This window comes from Thalassotalea agariperforans (assembly GCF_053470345.1).
In genome coordinates, this window is record NZ_JBQMWH010000002.1 from 461,194 (window position 1) to 481,885 (window position 20,692).

18 protein-coding genes are annotated in these 20,692 nt (G+C 36.6%); 12 read left to right on the forward strand and 6 right to left on the reverse strand.

Going from position 1 to position 20,692, the window contains the following annotated elements; translation table 11 throughout:
* Positions 1 to 78 precede the first annotated feature (78 nt).
* Together ACSLUO_RS05200 and ACSLUO_RS05205 are read right to left on the reverse strand one after the other, a co-directional pair.
* The gene (locus tag ACSLUO_RS05200; protein ID WP_448246875.1) at positions 79 to 936 is read right to left on the reverse strand and encodes a mechanosensitive ion channel family protein; all 858 of its coding nucleotides are present in this window, start codon (positions 934 to 936) and stop codon (positions 79 to 81) included.
* Between the two features lie 42 nt (positions 937 to 978).
* Positions 979 to 1,572: an MlaC/ttg2D family ABC transporter substrate-binding protein gene (locus ACSLUO_RS05205; RefSeq protein ID WP_448246795.1), complete on the reverse strand. Its 594-nt coding sequence runs from the start codon at positions 1,570 to 1,572 to the stop codon at positions 979 to 981.
* Positions 1,573 to 2,165: 593 nt separating this feature from the next.
* Here ACSLUO_RS05205 and ACSLUO_RS05210 point away from each other — a divergent pair.
* Both ACSLUO_RS05210 and ACSLUO_RS05215 read left to right on the forward strand, forming a co-directional pair.
* Positions 2,166 to 2,396, forward strand: a complete 231-nt coding sequence (locus ACSLUO_RS05210; protein ID WP_448246797.1) for a hypothetical protein — start codon at positions 2,166 to 2,168, stop codon at positions 2,394 to 2,396.
* Between the two features lie 43 nt (positions 2,397 to 2,439).
* Entirely contained in the window at positions 2,440 to 2,844 is a 405-nt protein-coding gene (locus ACSLUO_RS05215; RefSeq protein WP_448246799.1) for a hypothetical protein, read from the forward strand.
* 66 nt (positions 2,845 to 2,910) lie between these two features.
* Here ACSLUO_RS05215 and ACSLUO_RS05220 read toward each other — a convergent pair whose 3' ends face one another.
* Positions 2,911 to 3,762 (reverse strand): LysR family transcriptional regulator, encoded by an 852-nt coding sequence (locus tag ACSLUO_RS05220; protein WP_448246800.1) that lies wholly within the window; start codon positions 3,760 to 3,762, stop codon positions 2,911 to 2,913.
* 258 nt (positions 3,763 to 4,020) lie between these two features.
* Between ACSLUO_RS05220 and rimK the strand changes: the two genes are divergently transcribed.
* The 6 genes from rimK (at position 4,021) to ACSLUO_RS05250 (ending at position 10,299) form a co-directional block, all read left to right on the forward strand.
* Positions 4,021 to 4,929, forward strand: coding sequence for a 30S ribosomal protein S6--L-glutamate ligase (rimK, locus tag ACSLUO_RS05225; protein WP_448246801.1), 909 nt, complete (start codon positions 4,021 to 4,023; stop codon positions 4,927 to 4,929).
* Positions 4,930 to 4,931: 2 nt separating this feature from the next.
* Complete coding sequence (locus ACSLUO_RS05230) at positions 4,932 to 5,966, forward strand: succinylglutamate desuccinylase/aspartoacylase family protein (RefSeq protein WP_448246802.1); 1,035 nt, start codon at positions 4,932 to 4,934, stop codon at positions 5,964 to 5,966.
* Between the two features lie 12 nt (positions 5,967 to 5,978).
* Positions 5,979 to 6,407, forward strand: a complete 429-nt coding sequence (locus ACSLUO_RS05235; protein WP_448246803.1) for an ATP-dependent zinc protease family protein — start codon at positions 5,979 to 5,981, stop codon at positions 6,405 to 6,407.
* A gap of 168 nt (positions 6,408 to 6,575) precedes the next feature.
* Positions 6,576 to 7,928 (forward strand): magnesium transporter, encoded by a 1,353-nt coding sequence (locus ACSLUO_RS05240; protein ID WP_448246804.1) that lies wholly within the window; start codon positions 6,576 to 6,578, stop codon positions 7,926 to 7,928.
* Positions 7,925 to 8,773: a mechanosensitive ion channel family protein gene (locus ACSLUO_RS05245; RefSeq protein ID WP_448246806.1), complete on the forward strand. Its 849-nt coding sequence runs from the start codon at positions 7,925 to 7,927 to the stop codon at positions 8,771 to 8,773. Before ACSLUO_RS05240 ends, ACSLUO_RS05245 begins: the two co-directional genes overlap by 4 nt.
* A 209-nt stretch (positions 8,774 to 8,982) precedes the next feature.
* Positions 8,983 to 10,299, forward strand: coding sequence for a methyl-accepting chemotaxis protein (locus ACSLUO_RS05250; RefSeq protein ID WP_448246807.1), 1,317 nt, complete (start codon positions 8,983 to 8,985; stop codon positions 10,297 to 10,299).
* Between the two features lie 156 nt (positions 10,300 to 10,455).
* Here the strand turns inward: ACSLUO_RS05250 and ACSLUO_RS05255 are convergent, their stop codons facing one another.
* From ACSLUO_RS05255 to mltF, 3 genes are all read right to left on the reverse strand, one after another.
* Positions 10,456 to 10,653, reverse strand: coding sequence for a DUF1289 domain-containing protein (locus tag ACSLUO_RS05255; protein ID WP_448246808.1), 198 nt, complete (start codon positions 10,651 to 10,653; stop codon positions 10,456 to 10,458).
* A 35-nt stretch (positions 10,654 to 10,688) separates the two neighbouring features.
* Positions 10,689 to 12,671: a putative bifunctional diguanylate cyclase/phosphodiesterase gene (locus ACSLUO_RS05260; protein ID WP_448246809.1), complete on the reverse strand. Its 1,983-nt coding sequence runs from the start codon at positions 12,669 to 12,671 to the stop codon at positions 10,689 to 10,691.
* Between the two features lie 441 nt (positions 12,672 to 13,112).
* Complete coding sequence (gene mltF, locus ACSLUO_RS05265) at positions 13,113 to 14,558, reverse strand: membrane-bound lytic murein transglycosylase MltF (RefSeq protein ID WP_448246811.1); 1,446 nt, start codon at positions 14,556 to 14,558, stop codon at positions 13,113 to 13,115.
* A gap of 341 nt (positions 14,559 to 14,899) precedes the next feature.
* Here mltF and purL point away from each other — a divergent pair, with 341 nt between their 5' ends.
* The 4 genes from purL to ACSLUO_RS05285 all read left to right on the forward strand — a co-directional run bounded on the left by purL (position 14,900) and on the right by ACSLUO_RS05285 (position 20,616).
* Entirely contained in the window at positions 14,900 to 18,820 is a 3,921-nt protein-coding gene (purL, locus tag ACSLUO_RS05270) for a phosphoribosylformylglycinamidine synthase (protein WP_448246876.1), read from the forward strand.
* A 219-nt stretch (positions 18,821 to 19,039) separates the two neighbouring features.
* Complete coding sequence (locus ACSLUO_RS05275; protein WP_448246813.1) at positions 19,040 to 19,936, forward strand: DUF2971 domain-containing protein; 897 nt, start codon at positions 19,040 to 19,042, stop codon at positions 19,934 to 19,936.
* 77 nt (positions 19,937 to 20,013) lie between these two features.
* Positions 20,014 to 20,340 (forward strand): hypothetical protein, encoded by a 327-nt coding sequence (locus ACSLUO_RS05280; protein WP_448246814.1) that lies wholly within the window; start codon positions 20,014 to 20,016, stop codon positions 20,338 to 20,340.
* A gap of 105 nt (positions 20,341 to 20,445) precedes the next feature.
* Complete coding sequence (locus ACSLUO_RS05285; protein WP_448246815.1) at positions 20,446 to 20,616, forward strand: CopG family transcriptional regulator; 171 nt, start codon at positions 20,446 to 20,448, stop codon at positions 20,614 to 20,616.
* Positions 20,617 to 20,692 lie beyond the last annotated feature (76 nt).

Below are 20,692 nucleotides of genomic sequence, written 5' to 3' on the forward strand. Positions count from 1 at the left end.
AACCACATGGCTAAAACAGTGAATAATCAAAAAGTGGTGACAGCTAGAAAAGCGCTAGCTGTCAGATAGTAGAATAAATTACTTAATAAGCTTTATCGAACCGTCAATATGAACATCCCGTTGTGGGTAGGCAATCACCAAGTTGTTTTCGGCAAAAAGCTCGTCAATGCGGTAACGAATATCACTGCGCATTAACCTTAATCCGCCTTCTACTTGCGAATGGATCCAAAAATTGACTTCAAATACTAACGCGTTATCACCAAAGTCCTCAAAATAGACCACAGGTAACGGGTCTTTTAAAATCCCCTCTTGCTCAATGGCCGCTTGCATGATCAACTCCGACACTTTTTTTACCGGCGAACCATAAGCAACACCAACTTTGACACTTGAACGCACTAAACGATCCACTAAGGTCCAATTAACCACGGTATTTTCAAGTAATTTACTGTTAGGAATTAACATATGAACACCGTCTACACGTCGGATCAATGTTGAACGTGTGTTAATTGTTTCAACAATCCCTTTCGCTTCATCTATTTCTAAAAAGTCACCTATTTTTATTGGCCGCTCCCACATAAGGATCCAGCCACTAATAAAGTTATTAATGATATTTTGTGCGCCAAAACCAAAACCAATCGCAATAGCACCAGATAAAAAAGCAAAAGCGGTAATAGGAATATTCAATAAATCTAACGTGGTGATCACCATGATGATGATCGCAATAACATAAATTAAGCGTTGAATAAGGTGGGTTAAATTAGGGTCAATTTTTTTTGCTGATAAACGTCTAGCTAGCTGCCTTACAAACAATTTAGTAATAAAAAAAATAATAAACAGTACAATCGGAATGATTAACACATCACCAATGGTTATTTGGCTATTATCTATTGTGATCAGAGTAATATTAAAAAATTCTTTTATTTGTTGAAATGTTATCATCTTGTTTTACTGCTGTTTTTTTAAATAAATATCAGGGCTTTAAACTTTGCTTTTCAATTTAGCAATAGTGCCTTCAATACCAAGGCTACTAAAACTGGCATTAATTTCCGCCTGTTTCGACGTAACTAAACTAATACCTTCAACTTCAATATCGTAAAATTTCCATTGCTCATTTGGATCTTTGATCAATTTTACTTTCGCTTTAATATCTTGTTGTACGCGCTTAATAACAAAAGCCACTTCTGCTGTTTTAAGCTTATTACCAAACTCGGTCTCACCAATCACAATACGTTCATTGTCATACTTTTCTAATAAGCCAGCATAATTATTCATTAACATTTTTAACAATAACTCAATCATCTGTGTTTTTTGCTCCGCAGATAATTTTTTTAATTGTAATGCTAATACCTTGTAAGCAAAGTATTTTTCTTCAATTTCTGGCTTTAAAAACTGCTCTAGCACAATAAGCGTATTATCTCTTTGCAGTTGGCCTTGGCTGTCAAAGCGTTTTAATTCTGCGGTAATTTTTTCAAAAACTACTTGTACTTTAACTGCCGGCTCTGTTGAGGCCCAAGCTGTCGACATAATAAAAGTGAATAGACAAACAACCGATAATTTTTTAATTAAATACATAACTTGTCTTCTTATAAAATAACATGGAAACATCGCTCCGATAATTCAGTATAACAAGCGTTTAGTTTTTTCGCTTTAAATGATGTTTATTTAACAACAAATCAGAAACTTACATAGAGCGTGTTGACCTGTCGGAAATTATTTTTGTTCTAACTGAGTGCTTTCAGAACAAGGCGCGAGCGATGTAATATCGTTATTCTCGACAACTGCTCCTGCGCTGTTCTAATAACCTGCATCCATGCAGGAATATATAAAAAGTGAGTAACGCAGTGCTTTAAACGCTCAGAACGAACCCGAAGGGCAACATCTGTAGGCCTTTCTACTACGTTATCGCTCATTTATGTAGAACAACTACACCGCAATCGCTCTGCCTTGTATAAAACCCATACAGGCTGTTGCAAAAACATACAGCAAAAGTCAACACGCTCTAATTTACTCGCCAGCTTAAAATAACCGCTTTTCACAGAAATTTAAGGCACGCAATGTAAAGCGAGCTCTCGCACAATAACAATCAATAATTTTTATCTTCAGGTTAAAAATATTTCATTTTGTAAATTCTATTATCAAGCGCATTATCGCCGTGAAATTCATAAATGATTAACCAAGAGGAAGCTATGATTGTTGATGAATGTAAAAACCAAAACTTTGACGCCGATGATTTTAATCACAATAACCTTGCTTCGTTTGGGGAGCCAGTAATGGATAGAAAATCAGCCAGTTTACATGCTTATAAAAAAGCCATTGCCCGCGCTAAAATTGAGCGACGATTGGAAAAACGCAAAATGCGTGAATTAACCGACACTTTATACGGTGATTGGGATTAACCTTAATTATTAATACTTTTAAATAACTTTGCTCGAGAGAAAAATGAAACACTTATTTATGGCCTGTATTTTATTAATGACGCTACTGGTTACTGCTGTTGAAAGCCGTAAAGATGAAGCGCCCATTAACTATACTTTAGATTTATTAGCGACGTGTGAGGAAACTTCGTTAACAGAAGAAATAACCGAGCAAAAACGAGCTAAGCTGTTACTCGCTTGTGTTAATAGTCAGTTAAAGAAAATGAACTACAGCAAGGTTAATTCACTGGCTTATTTAACGAATGCGCAAGTTAGTATTGAGCTTGCGTTAAAAAGTTGTCAGGCCGATGCTATTACTAACCACATTGCTATAGAAGAAATTGAAGACATGTTACTCGCTTGTGTTAACAATGAACTGACAAGCTTGTCATTACCGACACTTGAAGCATTACCAGTAAACGCGTATTAGGTTTAAAAAATGGGATTATTAATCAATGAATAATCCCATTTTATTCACTCTCGGGTTATTTAAAGATTACTTATAAATAATTTCAGGAAAATAGTGCAAGGTTTTTTTAATTAACGCTTCTTTATGACTTTTCGCTAAATATAAAGCATAAATTTCCCGCGAAAACACCGGCGCTGTATCAACCAAATATAACGACTTATCATTCACATACTTGATCGCTAACTGCCTTGGTAAATAAGCACTACCACCATTTGATAAAATAAAATCCAACGCAACTTTTGGCTGACTCATAAAATGTTTTGCTGGTGGCGCATCGGGGTATTCTCGTAAATATTGTAAGTTAATCGACTCGCCATAATCGACCATAATAAAATCAGTTAACTGCTTAAAATCTATAGTGGCTTCAGGGTTTGTTGTTACCAAATGCAATGGCACCGCCGTAACTTTTTCGGTAATAAATTCGTCAATCACTGGCGAATCAAAGGTAAAAGCAATATCAATAACACCGTTGATTAAGTTTTTCCGCAGCTCTAAGGGGCTATGCGTTTTGGTCATAAAGCCGATATCTTCAATATTTTTACTGATTTTATTCAGCCAAGCCTGCAAGGCAATATCCCAAATTGACATCATGCTTCCAATTGATAACAACTCAATGTCGTTATCAACCAAGGCAACATCTTGCTTGGCTTTTTTCCACATAAAAATCAGTTCATTGGCGTGTTTGATCAAACGGTGCCCTTCTGGCGTAATCTTTAATTGTTTTTGGCTGCGGTCAAACAATAAAACGCCAAGCTCATCTTCCAACAATTTAATTCTCGCGCTAACAGCCGATTGGGTAATAAATAAAGTTTCAGAGGCAATTCTAAAATGCAAAGTGCGCGCAACTTCCAAAAACGTCTTTAACAACTCTATTTTCACAAAACCCACCCACTAATCAAAAATTTTTATCAAACACTATAAAATATTGCGTTTTATTGTCCAGAGATTTTTAACTAAACTTCGCCCCAAGTTAGCTAACTTGAGTTCAGGTTAGCTATTTAAAATTTAATGTACGCTTAACTTTCTAATTGACTGCTGATTGCTACACTGAAAGTTCGTACTAAAAATTTAAAGCTCAAAATAATTGATCATATCTATTTATTATTTATACAAAGAATTTATTTAAAGAGACATATTATGAAAATTGCTATTTTATCAAGAAACAAAAACCTGTATTCAACTCGTCGCTTAAAAGAAGCAGGTGAAGCACGTGGTCATGAAGTTGATATTATTGATACTTTACACTGTTACATGGACATTACCCGTAGCCGCCCAACAGTTCGTTATCATGGCGTTGAGTTACCTAAGTATGATGCCATTATCCCGCGTATTGGGGCATCAATTACTTTTTACGGTACAGCGGTTGCTCGTCAATTTGAAATGATGGGAACGTTTAACGTGAATGAATCGGTAGCGATTAGTCGTTCACGCGATAAATTACGTTCGTTGCAGCTGTTATCTCGTAAAGGCATTGGCTTGCCACGTACTGGCTTTGCTAACAAAGCTGATAACGCAAAAGATTTAATTAAAAACGTTGGTGGTGCTCCGGTCGTTATTAAATTATTAGAAGGCACACAAGGTATTGGTGTCGTTTTGGCCGATACAGCGAAAGCCGCTGAAAGTATTATTGAAGCTTTTATGGGATTAAAAGCTAACATTTTAGTACAAGAATTTGTTAAAGAAGCCGGTGGTGCTGATATTCGCTGTTTAGTAGTTGGTGGTAAAGTGGTTGCCGCCATGAAACGCCAAGGTGCTGAAGGGGAATTTAGATCAAACTTACACCGTGGTGGTAGTGCGCAAATTGTTCGCTTAACCAAAGAAGAACGTGCTACTGCGGTTAATGCCGCGAAAGTAATGGGCTTAAACGTTTGTGGTGTTGATTTATTACAATCACAAAATGGTCCTATGGTGATGGAAGTTAACTCATCTCCTGGCCTTGAAGGTATTGAAACAGCCACAGGTAAAGATGTTGCTGGGATGATTTTTGAATTTATCGAAAAAAATGCTGATAACAACACAGCAAACAAAACGCGTGGGCGAGGATAACAATGAAAGAATTATGCATTGGTGGTTTTTCAATTCAGCCAGGCACTGAAACGAAAATAGAGTTACCTGTGGCTAAACTGTACACAGACGCTGAAGTTTCTTTACCAATAAAAGTATTTAGAGGTAAAAAAGACGGCCCAACTATTTTTATCAGTGCAGCCGTGCATGGTGATGAATTAAACGGTATTGAAATTATTCGTCGTTTAATTGGTCAGAAAAACTTCAAAATTATCCGAGGTACGGTTATTGCTGTACCTATGGTAAATGTTTATGGGGTTGTTAACCAAAGCCGCTATATGCCTGATCGACGAGACTTAAACAGAAGTTTCCCCGGCTCAGCAAAAGGTTCGTTAGCAGCCCGAGTTGCTCATATATTTCTTAATGAAATAGTTAAGCATTGTGATTATGGTATTGATTTACATACAGGTGCTATTCATCGTTCAAATTTACCACAAATTCGTGCTGATTTGTCAGATGAAAAAACCAAAGAACTGGCCTTAGCTTTTGGCGTACCTGTTGTATTAAACTCTAATATTATTGACGGTTCATTACGTGAATCTGCCGTTAGCAATGACACTCGAGTGTTATTATATGAAGCCGGTGAAGCATTACGTTTTGATGAATTTTCAATTAGAGCTGGTATTAATGGCGTGATCAACGTACTGAAAAACTTAGGTATGATGCGTAAAACGGGTCGTAAAAAGCAAATTCAGCCATATATTGCGAATAGCAGTGGCTGGTTACGAGCCAACGCTAGCGGTTTTGTAAATCAAAAAATAAAATTGGGTGATAAGGTTAAACAAAATGATGTTTTAGCTGAAATTGGTAGCCCATACGGTGACATTATTAATACCGTAAAGGCGGCCAGATCCGGTATTTTAATTGGTATGCAAAATATACCCTTAGTACAAGAAGGCGAAGCAATGTTTCATATTGCTTACTTTAGTGAAAGCGACAGTGAAATTGCTGAGCATATTGAAACAGTTCAAGAACAGCTAGTGCTTGATCCTGAACATTCAACCATGATAAACGAGTAAGAGCGTAGAATAATGACAACATCAAATAAAACCATCATTGGCTGTTTAGAATCTTGTACATTACCGGAACTTGGTATTGTTGATATGAACATTAGAATTGATACCGGAGCAAAAACGTCTTCTTTACATGTTGATAATATTAAAAAATATGTAAAAAATGGCGCAACTCAAGTACAATTTGACATTCATCCTGATATTCATAACGTCAGTAATATTGTGACTTGTCATGCAAAAGTTGCCGACATTAGACGCATTAAATCGTCTAATGGCGGCTCTGAGCAACGTTATGTAATTAAAACACCGATTAAATTAGGTAAACATTGTTGGGAAATTGAAATTACCTTAACCAATAGAGCTGATATGAGCTATTTAATGCTATTGGGAAGAGAAGGATTATCTGATTTATTTCTTGTTGATCCTTCCGCGGTATTTTTAGCTTAACTAACTCGTTTTTTCATTCATAAACTCGGCGATAATAAGCCTTATATGAATGAATTTATTACCGAAAATTTATCATAGCCAGCAGCGGTGATATCATCTTTTAAGTACCCCTAGTAAGAAATACTAGGGGTATAACCTCTTCTAACTCAAACAGTAAGAATGGCAATTATGAGTGAAACCAACATCGATAAGTTATCCATTTTAATTAATGACATTCTTAACACAAGCAGCGACACCGAACTCAATAGCGTTTTATCAAACTTATCTTCTTTGTTATTTGATGAACAATACGCCTTATTGTTAGAAGCGGTACCATTAGAAAAACGTTTAGCGGTATGGTCTCACTTTGACCCCGATGTTCAACGTATTGCTTTTATTGAGATAAAAAAAGAAACTCGACGTTGGTTAATTGATACCTTACCGGATCAAAGCTGTTTTGAATTATTAGCGCAAATTGATTTTGAAGAGTTGCTTGAAATTGCAGAGGCATTACCCGATCGTTTTTTAAATTATGCCATCAAGCAACTTGACGACTCACAAACAAAACTTTATCACCAAGCGCAACAGTATGATGACGATCAACTCGGTCACTGGCTTGATTATGATTATGTTCGCATTTCTGACAAACTTAAAATCACGAGTGCTAAACGTTTATTAAATAAAGGTATTCACCCTTATACCGATGAATTTTATACCGTTGATAAACAAGGCGTACTTACCGGTGTTGTCGCCATTAACAAACTATTAAATGCTGATGATAGCGGTGTTTTAGCTGATCTAATTGAAACCGACTTTTTAAAATTAAATGCCAATAAAGATTTAATGGCCGCTTCTGAAGAATTAGTGCTATCTGAAAAAATGTCGTTACCCGTTTGTGACGATAATGGCTTATTTATTGGTCGTTTTACTATCGCTTTAGCGTATCAAATAAAAGAAGAAGAAGCCGATAATAAATTAACCAAAGCCGGTGGTTTAAATAACGACGAAGATCTTTTTGCCACCGTAAAACAAAGTACACAAAACCGTGGCATTTGGTTAGGCATTAATTTATTAACCGCTTTTTTAGCATCCGGTGTGATCGGTTTATTTGAAGTAACCTTACAACAAGTTGTGCTTTTAGCCGTATTAATGCCGGTAGTCGCTTCCATGGGCGGTATCTCCGGCAGCCAAACCTTAACCTTAATTGTGCGAGGATTAGCCTTAGGCCAAATTACTGAAAGCAACTTAAAAGCGTTATTAATTAAAGAACTCAAAGTTGGCTTAACCAATGGCATTATTTGGGCTGCCATTATCGGCAGTGTTACTTATTTATGGTTCAGCGATTTAGGCATAAGTTTAGTTTTAGCGGTCGCTATTTTAGGGAATTTGATCGCTGCTGCCGCTGCGGGTGTACTTATCCCCTCGTTACTTAACAAGCTTAAGCTTGACCCTGCTTTGTCGGGTGCGGTACTGTTAACCACCGTAACCGATGTAGTCGGCTTTTTAATTTTTCTCGGACTCGGTAGTCTCTTTTTATTATGAGTATATTTTTAGAACACAAAGTAATAACATCAATTGTTATTATTCTTTTATCTTACCCAATTAAGCATTACATCGCACGTTGGGTAAAACACAGATCACGTAGAAAAAACAAAGATCATCGCTACCACATCAACTCTTTCAAAAACTTATTGAACTTGTTTTTGTTAGCTTTTTTACTTTATTTATGGGGTGATGAACTACAAAAATTTGCATTTTCTATTGCCGCTTTTGTTGTTGCCATTGTGTTAGCAACACGTGAATATATTCAATGTTTTATTGGCTTTTTGTATGTCACTAGTACTAGTCCATTTCGTGTTGGTGACTGGGTACAAACCGGCCCCTTTTGTGGTGAAGTTACCTCAACCGATTGGGCTAAACTGACCATGTTAGAAATTGACCAAAGCAATTATTCTTATACGGGTAAAACCTTATTTATTCCTAATAATCAGTTGATCACGCAGCCAATTAAAAACCTAAACTTTTTAAAGCGTTATGTCTCTCATCAATTTTCAATCACGATGAATAGCAGCTATAACCCGTACAAAAGTAAAGATTTATTATTGGCAAAAGCGAAAGAATATTGTGCTGACTTTCATAGCGTTGCCGAACGTTATAATGCCATGATCGAACGTAGTTTGGATGTAACCTTACCGGGGCCAGAGCCAACTATTGGTATTAGCACAACCGATTTAGGCCGTATTAAAACCACCTTTGTGGTGTTTTGCCCAACCGATATGGCTTCAGAAATTGAAACAAAGTTAACCAAAGACTTTTTTGATTTTTATAGCCTGTACGCTGAGCAAAGTGGTATAAACGCCAAAAATAACGAAGATATGCCCGAATAAAACAATCTGCTATTTTAACCACCTTTAACACGCTGTTTCTAATAAGCTAAGTAAAGCATTTGTAATCAATCAGTTAAAATACTGATTGATTACAATAACTAAGCTATACTTTTTTAAGTTTGTCAGATAACTTAATTACCATATTCAATAATTAGCTAAAACAATTAAGTTAACTACCCCTAAACGCTAAAAGTATTAAGGATAAAAACATGCTCTTTGGTAAAAATAAGCTGCTAAATAAAATTGAAACTCTCGAAAAAGAATTAGCTATTTTTCATGATATTCAAAAAGATCTCAAAGATGAAATGGCATATTATGCTTTAGATATTAACAATAATATTATTGAAGTTAATTCATTGTTTCTACAATCAAGTGGTTATGAGGAAAGTGACGTTTTAAACCAAAATATCAATAATTTTCTTCCTAAAAGCTATATTGAACATGCAAACGGCCAAAGAATGCTTGAAGCATTACAAACTAGAAAACATTGGCATGGCGCTGTACAATTTACAGCTAAAACAAACAAAGAACTTTGGTTTCGCAGTATTATCCAACCAAGAACTACCAACGAAAACGACGCGAAAGAACTTATCGTTTATTCTGCCGAATTAACCAATACTATTTCACAATCAAGAGAGCATAAAGACATGCTCGCTGCATTAACCCGTTCATCAGCGGTGATTGAGTTTAACCTAGATGGTATTATTTTAAATGCCAATGAAAATTTTCTTAACGGCATGAATTACACGCTAGAGCAAATTATTGGAAAGCACCATCGTATTTTTTGTACTCCAGAAGACGCCAACTCTCAGGAATATCAAAATTTTTGGCGCAAATTAAAAGCCGGAGAGTTTGTTTCCAATCGATTTAAACGAATAGATAGCTATAACAATGAAGTATGGCTTGAAGCTTCTTACAACCCTATACACGATGACAGCGGCAAGTTATATAAAGTTGTTAAGTTCGCTACGGTTATTACTGAACAAATGAATCGAGAACTTGCCATATCTGACACTTCTGAGATCGCCTACGATATTTCTAAAACAACAGATACGAATACTTTAAATGCAATTAATGTTATTAACTCAACTATTGAAACAATGACGCAACTATCCACCCAAATGAGTGGTGCAAGCAAAGGGATTTTTGAACTCGATGAGCAATCACAAAAGGTAGCGCAATTAGTTGAAAGTATTAGAGGGATTGCCGATCAAACCAACCTATTGGCGCTTAATGCCGCAATCGAAGCCGCCAGAGCGGGTGATCAAGGTAGAGGTTTTGCAGTTGTTGCTGATGAAGTAAGACAATTAGCCTTAAGAACCAGTACCGCCACGGAAGAAATTATTACGGTAGTTTCTGAAAACAAAAAACTCACTGAAAACGCAGTTGCATTAATTGAAGATAGCATGAATGAGCTAGAAAAGGCCCTACAGCTTTCAAATGAAGCCGGTGATGTCATTAGTGATATACAAGTTGGAGCAAAACAGGTTGTTGACGCAATTGGTCAACTGAATAAAAACATTTAAGCTATTTAAGCGCTTGGAATACAGCTGAATTTGAAGTTTTTGAGTACCTATTTGTATACACATTAACTCATGTGCAACTCAGCTGTATAACCTATCTCCGGCTAAAGAATTATTCCGAGTTTAGGCATATAAAGCGAGCATCGTTAAAAATGCATTTTATTTAAATGAATCGGCAACGTTTTTTGCCTGTTTCCGTTGTTCAACTGTAGATAATATCGTTAACTTTTGCTCATTGGTTGCTTTGCCCCAAGCAAGTATTTCATCAATATGGCGAAAACAGCCAAGGCAAACATCTTCTTCATTCAAGCAACAATTACGTATACAAGGCGAAGCGATTGTTTCATTTTCTGTCATCAGCCCTCGCCTTATATTCAATTATTAACACAAACTCATTTATTATCATCGGTTGATGTCAGCGAAAAATCATCAAGGTTATTAAAGCTGTTATTATCTGCATTAGCTAAATAGTCAGACAATTCTGCTAGTTCAATCGGCTTATCAAAATAAAAGCCTTGTAAAAAATGCACGCCCATTTTTTTCAATAACATCGCTTGTTCTTTAGTTTCAACACCTTCAGCCACTACCTTATAGCCTAAGGTAGTGGCTATTTGCATAACCGCTTCAATAATAGCTAAGCCACTGGTTGTAATTTTATCAACAAATACCTTGTCTATTTTAATAATATTAACGCCTAAATCTTGCATAACCGACAAGGAAGAAAAACCTGTGCCAAAATCATCTATCGACACTTGAATGCCTAAGCTTTGTAAAACTTTGATCCGTTCAAATAACATTGTAGGGTTAACAATAAATACGGTTTCGGTGATCTCTAAATGTAACAAATTGGCTGATAACTGACTTTGCGCTAGTGACTTTTTCACTAAGTCGATAAAGTCAGCATCTTGAAATTGAATAACCGAAACATTAACACTTACAGAAATATTACGACCATTTGTGTTCCACAATTTAGCAGCTTGGCAAGCATTACTTAAAACCCAATGACCTACCTTACGGATCATGCCATATTGCTCAGCAATCATGATAAGTTCTTCAGGAGGAATAGTTTCACCATCAAGCTGCCAGCGGATCAACGCTTCAAAGGAGGTAATTTTATGATCACTTGATTGTTGAATCGGCTGATATGTTAAGCGTAATTCATTATTTTCAATCGCTTGCGCTAACCTATCTTTTAATTTCTGCTCGCGTTGCAATTGATTACCTAACTCTTGTGAAAATACTTTCACATTACATGATGCGAGTTTTTTCTGAAAATACATTGCAGTATCGGCTAATTCAATTAGCTTTAATTTATCTTTACTATGTTCAGGAAAATAAGCAACACCAATAGTGGCACCTAATGACAAGCGATTATTTTCAAGCATGTAACTTTGATTAATGCTGGCAATAACCTGTTTACCAAATTGAACAATTTCATGTTCCGTTTGATTACTGATCGCAATTAAAAACTCATCACCGCCCCAACGGCACAATAAATGTTTTTCTTGTAATTGGTTTAAGCGCTCGGCGGTTTCTTTAAGAATTTGATCGCCAACTTCATGCCCTAAACTGTCATTTATTTTTTTAAAACCATCAAGGTCAATAAATAATACCGCTAAGTTTTGCTGATGATAGTCACAAAAGTCCATCTGTTGCTGTAATTTGAATAAAAAAGCCGTTCTATTTGATAATCCTGTTAAAGGATCAATATTCGATAAATGATGAATTTCCATCGTTCTTTGTGCAACTTGCTCTTCCATATTATGCACTAACAACATGTTTTCATTTTTTAGCTTAATAGCTTGGCTAGTAAATTCAGCCGATTTTGCCGCAATGCTATACATCACCAATGTAAAACCTATTCCTAATACCCCTAAAATTTGCTGATATTCTTCGCCAGCAAATAATAAAGCCAATGAAAAAGGTAAAAGTAAAATAACAGGATATAAGGTAGCGGCAGTTTTATTGGCAGCCAACACAGTACTCGCACCGCCAGCTAAAGCCGAAACAATCATAATAGTACAAGCAAGCTCAATAACTTCTTGGTGTCGGAAAATATATAAGGAATAAACGCACCACATAAACGCGGTAGCAATAGCACCGATAGCAAAGCGCTGAATTGATTTTTGACCATTAAAGTCAGTATTTAAATGATTTTTTTTCCACCATAAAACATCTAAAAGACGAATAAAAATCATTGCTCCCATGGCGGCTAACCAGCCATATTTAAAACTATTAACCTGAGGGTTATCAAAGGAAAGTACTAATAAACATGCGGCAAAAAAAGTAATTGCAAGCCCTGCAATGCCATTATCATATAGCATTTTAGCGGCATCTTTTTGGCATGTTGCAAGAAACTGAAATTCATTTTTCATCTAAATAAATCCTTTGCTTAAACGAAATTACCTTAATAAATAAGAGTCAGGATTCTAACGGAAATAAAAAGAAAAAGATAAGGGTTTATTTGTACTTAGCTGGGAATGAGGATAATGTAAGAACACTAATAAGGCGATAAATAAAATAAGACGATAAATAAAAAACGACCTAGGCTGGTCGTTTTTTATTTAAGAAATGATTGCGCTTCTAGTGTTAAGTTATAAAACACATGTCGTCTTTCAACGATCTTTTTTCGTCGATCATGAACTAAACGTTTACGTCTGGTTGCGCATAATTGACGTCTTTGATTTGATACCATTTATTTTTCCTTTTATTAATGCTTAATGCTTAATGCTTAATGCTTAATCAGTATCCTAGATCAATATGACAGTTTTGTGAAATACGCTATTTTAATTAATCACCTTATACCATGTAATCCATTATTCGCTGTCAACTTCATTAACAACGGCAAGCTCACTCTTATCATTGTTACTTTTATTCGGCTTTTGGTCATCAACCCAAGTTAAGGTGTCGTAATAACGACGAATATTTTCCACATAATTTACCGTTTCATCGCCACGCGCATAACCATATTTAGTTTTTTTATAATATTTGCGCTGCTTTAATAAGGGTAAGCGTTTTTTAACTTCAACCCAGCGATCAGGATCACCGCCTTGTTTTTGGGTAATAATACGCGCGTCATTTAAATGACCAAAACCAACATTATACGAGGCTAAGGCAAACCAAATACGATCAGGGTTAGGAATACGCTCAGGCATTTTATCAATCAAGCGTTTAATATATTTAGCGCCACCTTGAATACTTTGCTCTGGATCTAATCGGCTTTTAACCCCCATTTGTTTAGCGGTTGGCAAGGTTAACATCATCATACCTCGAACACCGGTGTATGAACGAGCGCGCGGATTCCAATGTGATTCTTGATAACTAATTGCAGCTAATAATCGCCAATCAATATCAGCACCGTATTTTTCAAACCAAGGTTGATATTTAGGTAAAGTGTTTTCAACCGCGGCAATAAATGCTCGGGTATCAACATAATTAAATTCTTCTATATGACCATAATATTTATCATTTAACGCCAGTAAGGTGCCATTATGATGAACTTCGCCAAAAAATTCGATAAGGCTAGCAAGAATAGAGTCATCAGACGCTTGGCTCATTGCCCACGCCAAAGGCTGTGGTTCTTGAATAGTAAAACCAATACTAATTTCAGGATAATAACGTCGATTAATCGCCAGCGTATTACTGTCTACCACAGCATAATCGTACTCTTCATCAAGCAGTTTTTTGAGTAGTTCTTCGTTATCAAGTTCAGAAGTTTCATGCCAAGTTAATTGCGGGTATTGTGCTTTTAGCTCTCGTAATTTTTCTGCATGACTAGAATGCGAGGTGACAATTAAACGGCCAGTTAAGTCTTCAATTTTACGAGGACGCACCTGCCCTTGTTTAAAAACTAACTTTTGGCTAACTTCGTTATAGCTTGGTGAAAACTTATATGAACTCAAGCGATTAGGCGTTACTAATAAACTTGCCGCTAAAAAGTCGACCTCACCGGTTTCTAATTTAGGTAATAGCTCTTCTAAATTGTAACTAGAAACAATATTTAACTTAACACCCAAATGTTCCGCATATTTTTTAGCCAGTTCATATTCAAAACCCGCCGGCCCTTCAGCATCAATAAAATAACTGTTCGGACCAAATAACGTACCGACATTTAATTCGCCTCGTGCGAGAATATCTTTTAAGTTAGAAGGCTGCTTATCACTATTACAAGCGCTTAAAAATAAACAACAAGCAACAACCGCTATAAAATAATTAACGGCTTTGGTGTGTTCAACGAAGGTTTTAATAAATCTTACTGTCATAGGTTACTATTGTGTCGCTATTTTAAATATTCTGAAAGCACTTTTAGTTATTTTTATTCGATATTAAATTTTTCCTTAACTCTGCACTACAATTACCGAGCTTAAAGGCTTATCTGCTGCGTTATCAATTTTGATAAAAGAATTATCATAATCTGCAATCAATGCCTTGCCGCTAAGCCTTTTAATTATTGCCGCGTAGGAAATAACTTAATGGGCTTGGTATTAACCATAATTTCCACTATAATACGCGCGATTTTTCCCCCTTATTCTACAAGCAGATAAGCAATATTGTTTACTGTGATGAATATAATAAATTTACTGGTGAGTAAACTATAATGGCGATGTTGATCCAAACCCTTCGTGGCGCTCCGGCACTATCTGATTTTCGTATTCAAAAACTATTAAATCAATGTGCAGAAGCTAACCTTCCTATCAACGAAATTTATGCAGAGTTTACTCACTTTGCGCATTTATCAGCAGAATTAACCGCTGATGAAGCGAACGTATTAGCAAAATTGCTAACTTACGGCCCAACAATTGAAGAACATGAACCAGCGGGTACTTTATATTTAGTTTCTCCGCGTCCAGGTACTATCTCTCCTTGGTCTTCTAAATCAACCGATATTGCCCATAACTGTGGCTTAAGTAAAGTTGAACGTTTAGAACGTGGTATTGCTTATTATGTTGAAGCTGAGTTAAGTGCTGAGCAAGAACAAACGTTAAAAAGCTTAATTCATGATCGCATGATGGAAGTGGTTTTTAGCGACTTTTCTGCTGCTAACAATTTATTTGCTACTGCTGAACCAGGTAAATTATCGTCGGTTGACGTGATTGGCGGTGGTCGTGACGCGTTAGAAAAAGCCAACATTGATTTAGGTTTAGCACTTGCTGATGACGAAATTACTTATCTGGCAGAAAACTTTGCTAAATTAGGTCGTAACCCTCACGACATCGAACTTTACATGTTCGCACAAGCAAACTCTGAACATTGTCGTCATAAAATTTTCAATGCTGATTGGACAATTGACGGTGTTAAGCAAGAAAAATCATTATTTAAAATGATCAAAAACACCTACGAACTTAATCCTGATTTTGTTTTATCTGCTTATAAAGATAACGCTGCGGTTATGGTTGGTAGTGAAGCGGGTCGTTTTTTTGCTGACTCTCAAACCAATGAATACGGTTATCACCACGAAGACATTCAAATTTTAATGAAAGTTGAAACCCATAACCACCCTACCGCTATTTCACCATATCCAGGTGCAGCAACAGGTTCTGGTGGTGAAATTCGTGATGAAGGTGCCACAGGTGTTGGTTCTAAACCAAAAGCCGGTTTAGTTGGTTTTTCTGTTTCTAACTTACGTATTCCAAGTTTTGAACAACCTTGGGAAAGTGATTTTGGCAAACCAGACCGTATCGTTAACGCCTTAGATATTATGTTAGAAGGCCCATTAGGTGGCGCAGCATTTAACAACGAATTTGGTCGCCCTGCTATTTTAGGTTATTTCCGTACTTACGAAGAAAAAGTTAACTCGTTTAACGGTGAAGAAGTACGTGGTTACCACAAGCCAATTATGCTTGCAGGTGGTTTAGGTAATATTCGTGACGAGCACGTACAAAAAGGTGAAATTTGTGTTGGCGCTAACCTAATTGCTTTAGGTGGTCCAGCCATGAACATTGGTTTAGGTGGTGGTGCTGCATCAAGTATGGCATCAGGCCAATCAGCTGAAAACTTAGACTTTGCTTCAGTACAACGTGAAAACCCTGAAATGGAACGTCGTTGTCAGGAAGTTATCGACCGTTGTTGGCAGTTAGGTGAAGACAACCCTATTTTATTTATTCATGATGTTGGCGCTGGTGGTTTATCTAACGCCTTCCCTGAATTAGTGTCTGACGGTGGCCGTGGTGGTGTTTTTGAATTACGTAACGTACCAAACGACGAGCGCAGCATGGCACCACATGAAATTTGGTGTAACGAATCTCAAGAACGTTATGTATTAGCCGTTTCTGACGAACAATTACCTGTTTTCCAAGCAATTTGTGAACGTGAACGCGCACCATTTGCAGTTGTTGGCCGAGCCACGGAAGAAGAACATTTAACAGTTACTGACTCACACTTTGCTGATGACCCAGTAAACAACACACCAATTGATTTACCACTTGATGTCCTTTTAGGTAAAACCCCTAAAATTATTAAAGACGTACAATCAATTCCAACTCAAGGTGATGACTTAAACTTATCAGGTATTTCTGTTGCTGAAGCCGCTGATCGTTTATTACGTTTACCAACAATTGCTGAAAAAACCTTCCTTATTACCATTGGTGACCGCAGTGTTACCGGTATGGTTAATCGCGACCAAATGGTTGGCCCTTGGCAAGTACCAGTGGCTGACTGTGGTGTTACTGCCGCAGCGCTTGACTCATACCACGGTGAAGCTATGTCATTAGGTGAGCGCACACCTGTTGCCCTACTTAACTACGGTGCATCAGCACGTTTAGCTATTGCTGAGTCATTAACAAATATTGCCGGTACCGACATTGGTAATTTAAACCGCATTAAATTATCAGCTAACTGGATGTCGCCAGCAGGTCACCCAGGTGAAGACGCGGGTCTGTACGAAGCGGTAAAAGCCGTTGGTGAAGAACTTTGTCCTGCATTAGGATTAACAGTACCTGTGGGTAAAGACTCAATGTCAATGAAAACCCAATGGACTGAAGATGGTCAAGATAAATCAGTAACGTCGCCACTATCACTTATCATCACAGCGTTTGGCCGTGTTGAAGATATTCGTAAAACCGTAACACCTGAATTACGTAGTGACAAAGGCGAAAGCAGCTTACTTGCTATTGACTTATCAAATGGTAAAAACCGTTTAGGTGGTTCATGTTTAGCCCAAGTTTACAAACAATTAGGTAAAGAAACCCCAGACGTTGATAACGCTGAGCACTTAAAAGGTTTCTTTAATGCGATGCAAAGCTTAGTAGCTGATGAAAAATTATTAGCCTACCACGATATTTCTGACGGTGGTTTATTCACAACCGTTGCTGAAATGGCCTTTGCTGGTCACACTGGTGTTGATATTGACTTATCAGCTCACCAAGGTAGTGATTTAGAAGTATTATTTAGTGAAGAGCTTGGTGGTGTTATTCAAGTATTAAACTCAGAACTAGACGCAGTAAAAGCGGTATTTGCTGAGCATGGCATTGGCGAGTTAGTTAAAGTTATTGGTACTTTAAATAACGAAGACATGATCAACTTTAGCCGTAACGGTGAAGAAGTATTGTCAAACTCACGTACTTACTTCCGTACTGTTTGGGCTGAAACGACATTAAAAATGCAATCGTTACGTGACAACCCAGAATGTGCACAAGAAGAATTCGACGTTAAATTTGACACTGAAGACCCAGGTTTAAACGCCAACTTAACCTTTGATATTAACGAAGACATTGTTGCTGACTTAATTGCTAAAGATGCGGTTGCTGAAACTAATCCAAAAGTTGCTATTTTACGTGAGCAAGGTGTTAACTCGCATGTAGAAATGGCGGCATCATTTGACCGCGCTGGCTTTATTGCCATTGACGTTCACATGTCTGACATTTTAACAGGTCGTGTTGATCTTGCTGACTTCAACGGCTTAGTTGCTTGTGGTGGTTTCTCATACGGTGATGTTTTAGGTGCTGGTGAAGGTTGGGCAAAATCAATTTTATTCAACGCTAACGCTCGCGCTATGTTTAAAGCCTTCTTTGAACGTGAAGACACTTTCTCATTAGGTGTTTGTAACGGTTGTCAGATGCTTTCTAACTTAAAAGAAATTATCCCTGGCTCTGAGCACTGGCCTCGTTTTGTACAAAATGAATCAGAGCGTTTTGAAGCACGTTTCTCATTAGTAGAAATTCAAGAAAGCCCGTCAATCTTCTTTAAAGGTATGGAAGGTTCTCGTATGCCAATTGCAGTTTCTCACGGTGAAGGTCGTACTGAATTTACCTCAGATGAAGCTATTGATGCCGCGAACAATTCAGGCACAGTTGCCGTACGTTTTGTTAATAACTACGGTGATGTAACAGAAACATACCCTGCTAACCCGAACGGTTCACCAGACGGTATTACCTCGTTAACCACCACCGATGGTCGTGTCACTATTATGATGCCACATCCTGAGCGTGTTTTCCGTACGGTAGCTAACTCTTGGCACCCTGATGAGTGGTTAGAAGACTCACCTTGGGTTCGCATGTTCCGCAATGCTCGTAAGTTTATTGGCTAAGCCATAAGCTAAGCGCAAAACAAACATTAACATGATACAAAAGGAGCTTCGGCTCCTTTTCTTTTATCAGCAACTTTTAATTTCAGAAACGCTATAACAGATTGATTGTTATAGCGTTATGGATTAGCCTAGTAGAAATTAATAACGTGTTTTGCAGAAACCTTCACGTTAACTCTACTGTTATACGTACATGAAACTATGAAGAAAATCTACAAGTACATGCCTTTTCGAAAGGACTTCTTTAATAACTTTTGCCTCCGAGCTAGCCAGCGCGGTGTTCTTAATGACCCTTTTGAATTAAGCCCTGCACAAGAATTTATAGATAAAGTAATTAAAGAAGGCTTAAGTGATGATTTTTTTGAAAAAGCAGAACAGTACTCTCTAAACGGAAACTTCAATGAAATAGGTGTAATTTCCTTTACCGAAAATTACAACAACCTTTTAATGTGGTCACATTATGCTTCTGAGCATAAAGGAATTGTTGTCGAATTTGATTATGAAAAACTCTCTTACTATTTTAATTATAAATTTTCTTCTAAAAACACTATTGAACGTGTTTTGTACAATCGTGAACGCTATTCTCCTCTTCAAAGCAATGTTAGTGTTAAAGAGCTTTTATTAACCAAAAGTGATGACTGGATTTACGAAAAAGAGCACCGTATTTTATCAAGCTTAATGAAAGCTGATATGGTAAGTGTTGACACAAAATTATTTAGAAAACTTCATGAGTTTTATGATGATCTTTACATCGATCTATTTGATGTTATAAATACGAATGATGAAAGAACATCGTTCAAAGTTAATTCTGACGAATGTATAGAACTAGATAATAAAGAACTTTATGGCAGTGCTACAGATGATGAGGAGGAAATGAACAGCAGTCATAGTGAATCTGTTTTAAATGAAATATATTCGTCTCTAGCTGTATTACCATCTTCAATCTTTTTATTTGAATTACCTTCAGAATGTATTTCCTCAATCTTTTTAGGTTGTAGGGTTTCTGAAGAAGAGCAGAATTCATTAAGTAAGTTAATAGGAAATAAAAACATTCCTATTTTTAAAGCTAAACTCAGTAAAACACACTTTTCTCTTGATTTTGAAGAAGTGTACATATAACCCATTCAAACGGTACAAAAAACAGCGAGCTGTTTTTGTACCCCATTAATTTAGGATTAACATACAATGGAGTGTACATGTTATTTCATCGCTTTATAGCCTTAGCTCTTTTTATTATTTATTTGTTAATATTTAACGGCTACTTTGAGCATTATTCTGGCTTTAATAAAGCTCAAATAGCTCTGAATCATGAGGTTATACATATAGCTCATAGAGGGATTGGTGTTGTATATTTACTTGCAGGTTTTAGTTGTTATCTTTTATTCTTTCCTCAACATGCAATGGAGAAATTTTCTCCTAAATCAAAAATGCTATGTGAACCAATATTAAAATCTGGATTTTGGATTATTGCAGGTTATTTTGTATCTAGTGTTGTTTTTTTATTGCTGGAAGTTTTCAAGTAAAGAAAGGGCTAATTCTGCAACAACAGTTAATCCCTTAATTGCTCTACAGCATACAATAACATCACAACAGCATAATATCGTTACTTAATAATTGGAGCTTTTACCATGAGTAAACTATCAAAACGTTCTACGGCTTATTTTGAGTCAGACAGATATCAAGCCTTAAAAATGCGTGAAGACCAAGAAGATTTAGCTACGTTATCAGAAAGAGCCAACGAGCCTGAAATATCTTATGAAGATCTGCTAAACGATTTGAAATCACACGAAAAAATATAAAATTAAGTTTAAATAGCTTGTCGCGAAAGGTTTACAAGTTATAACCCAAAACGACATACAAAGATTTAAAATATAT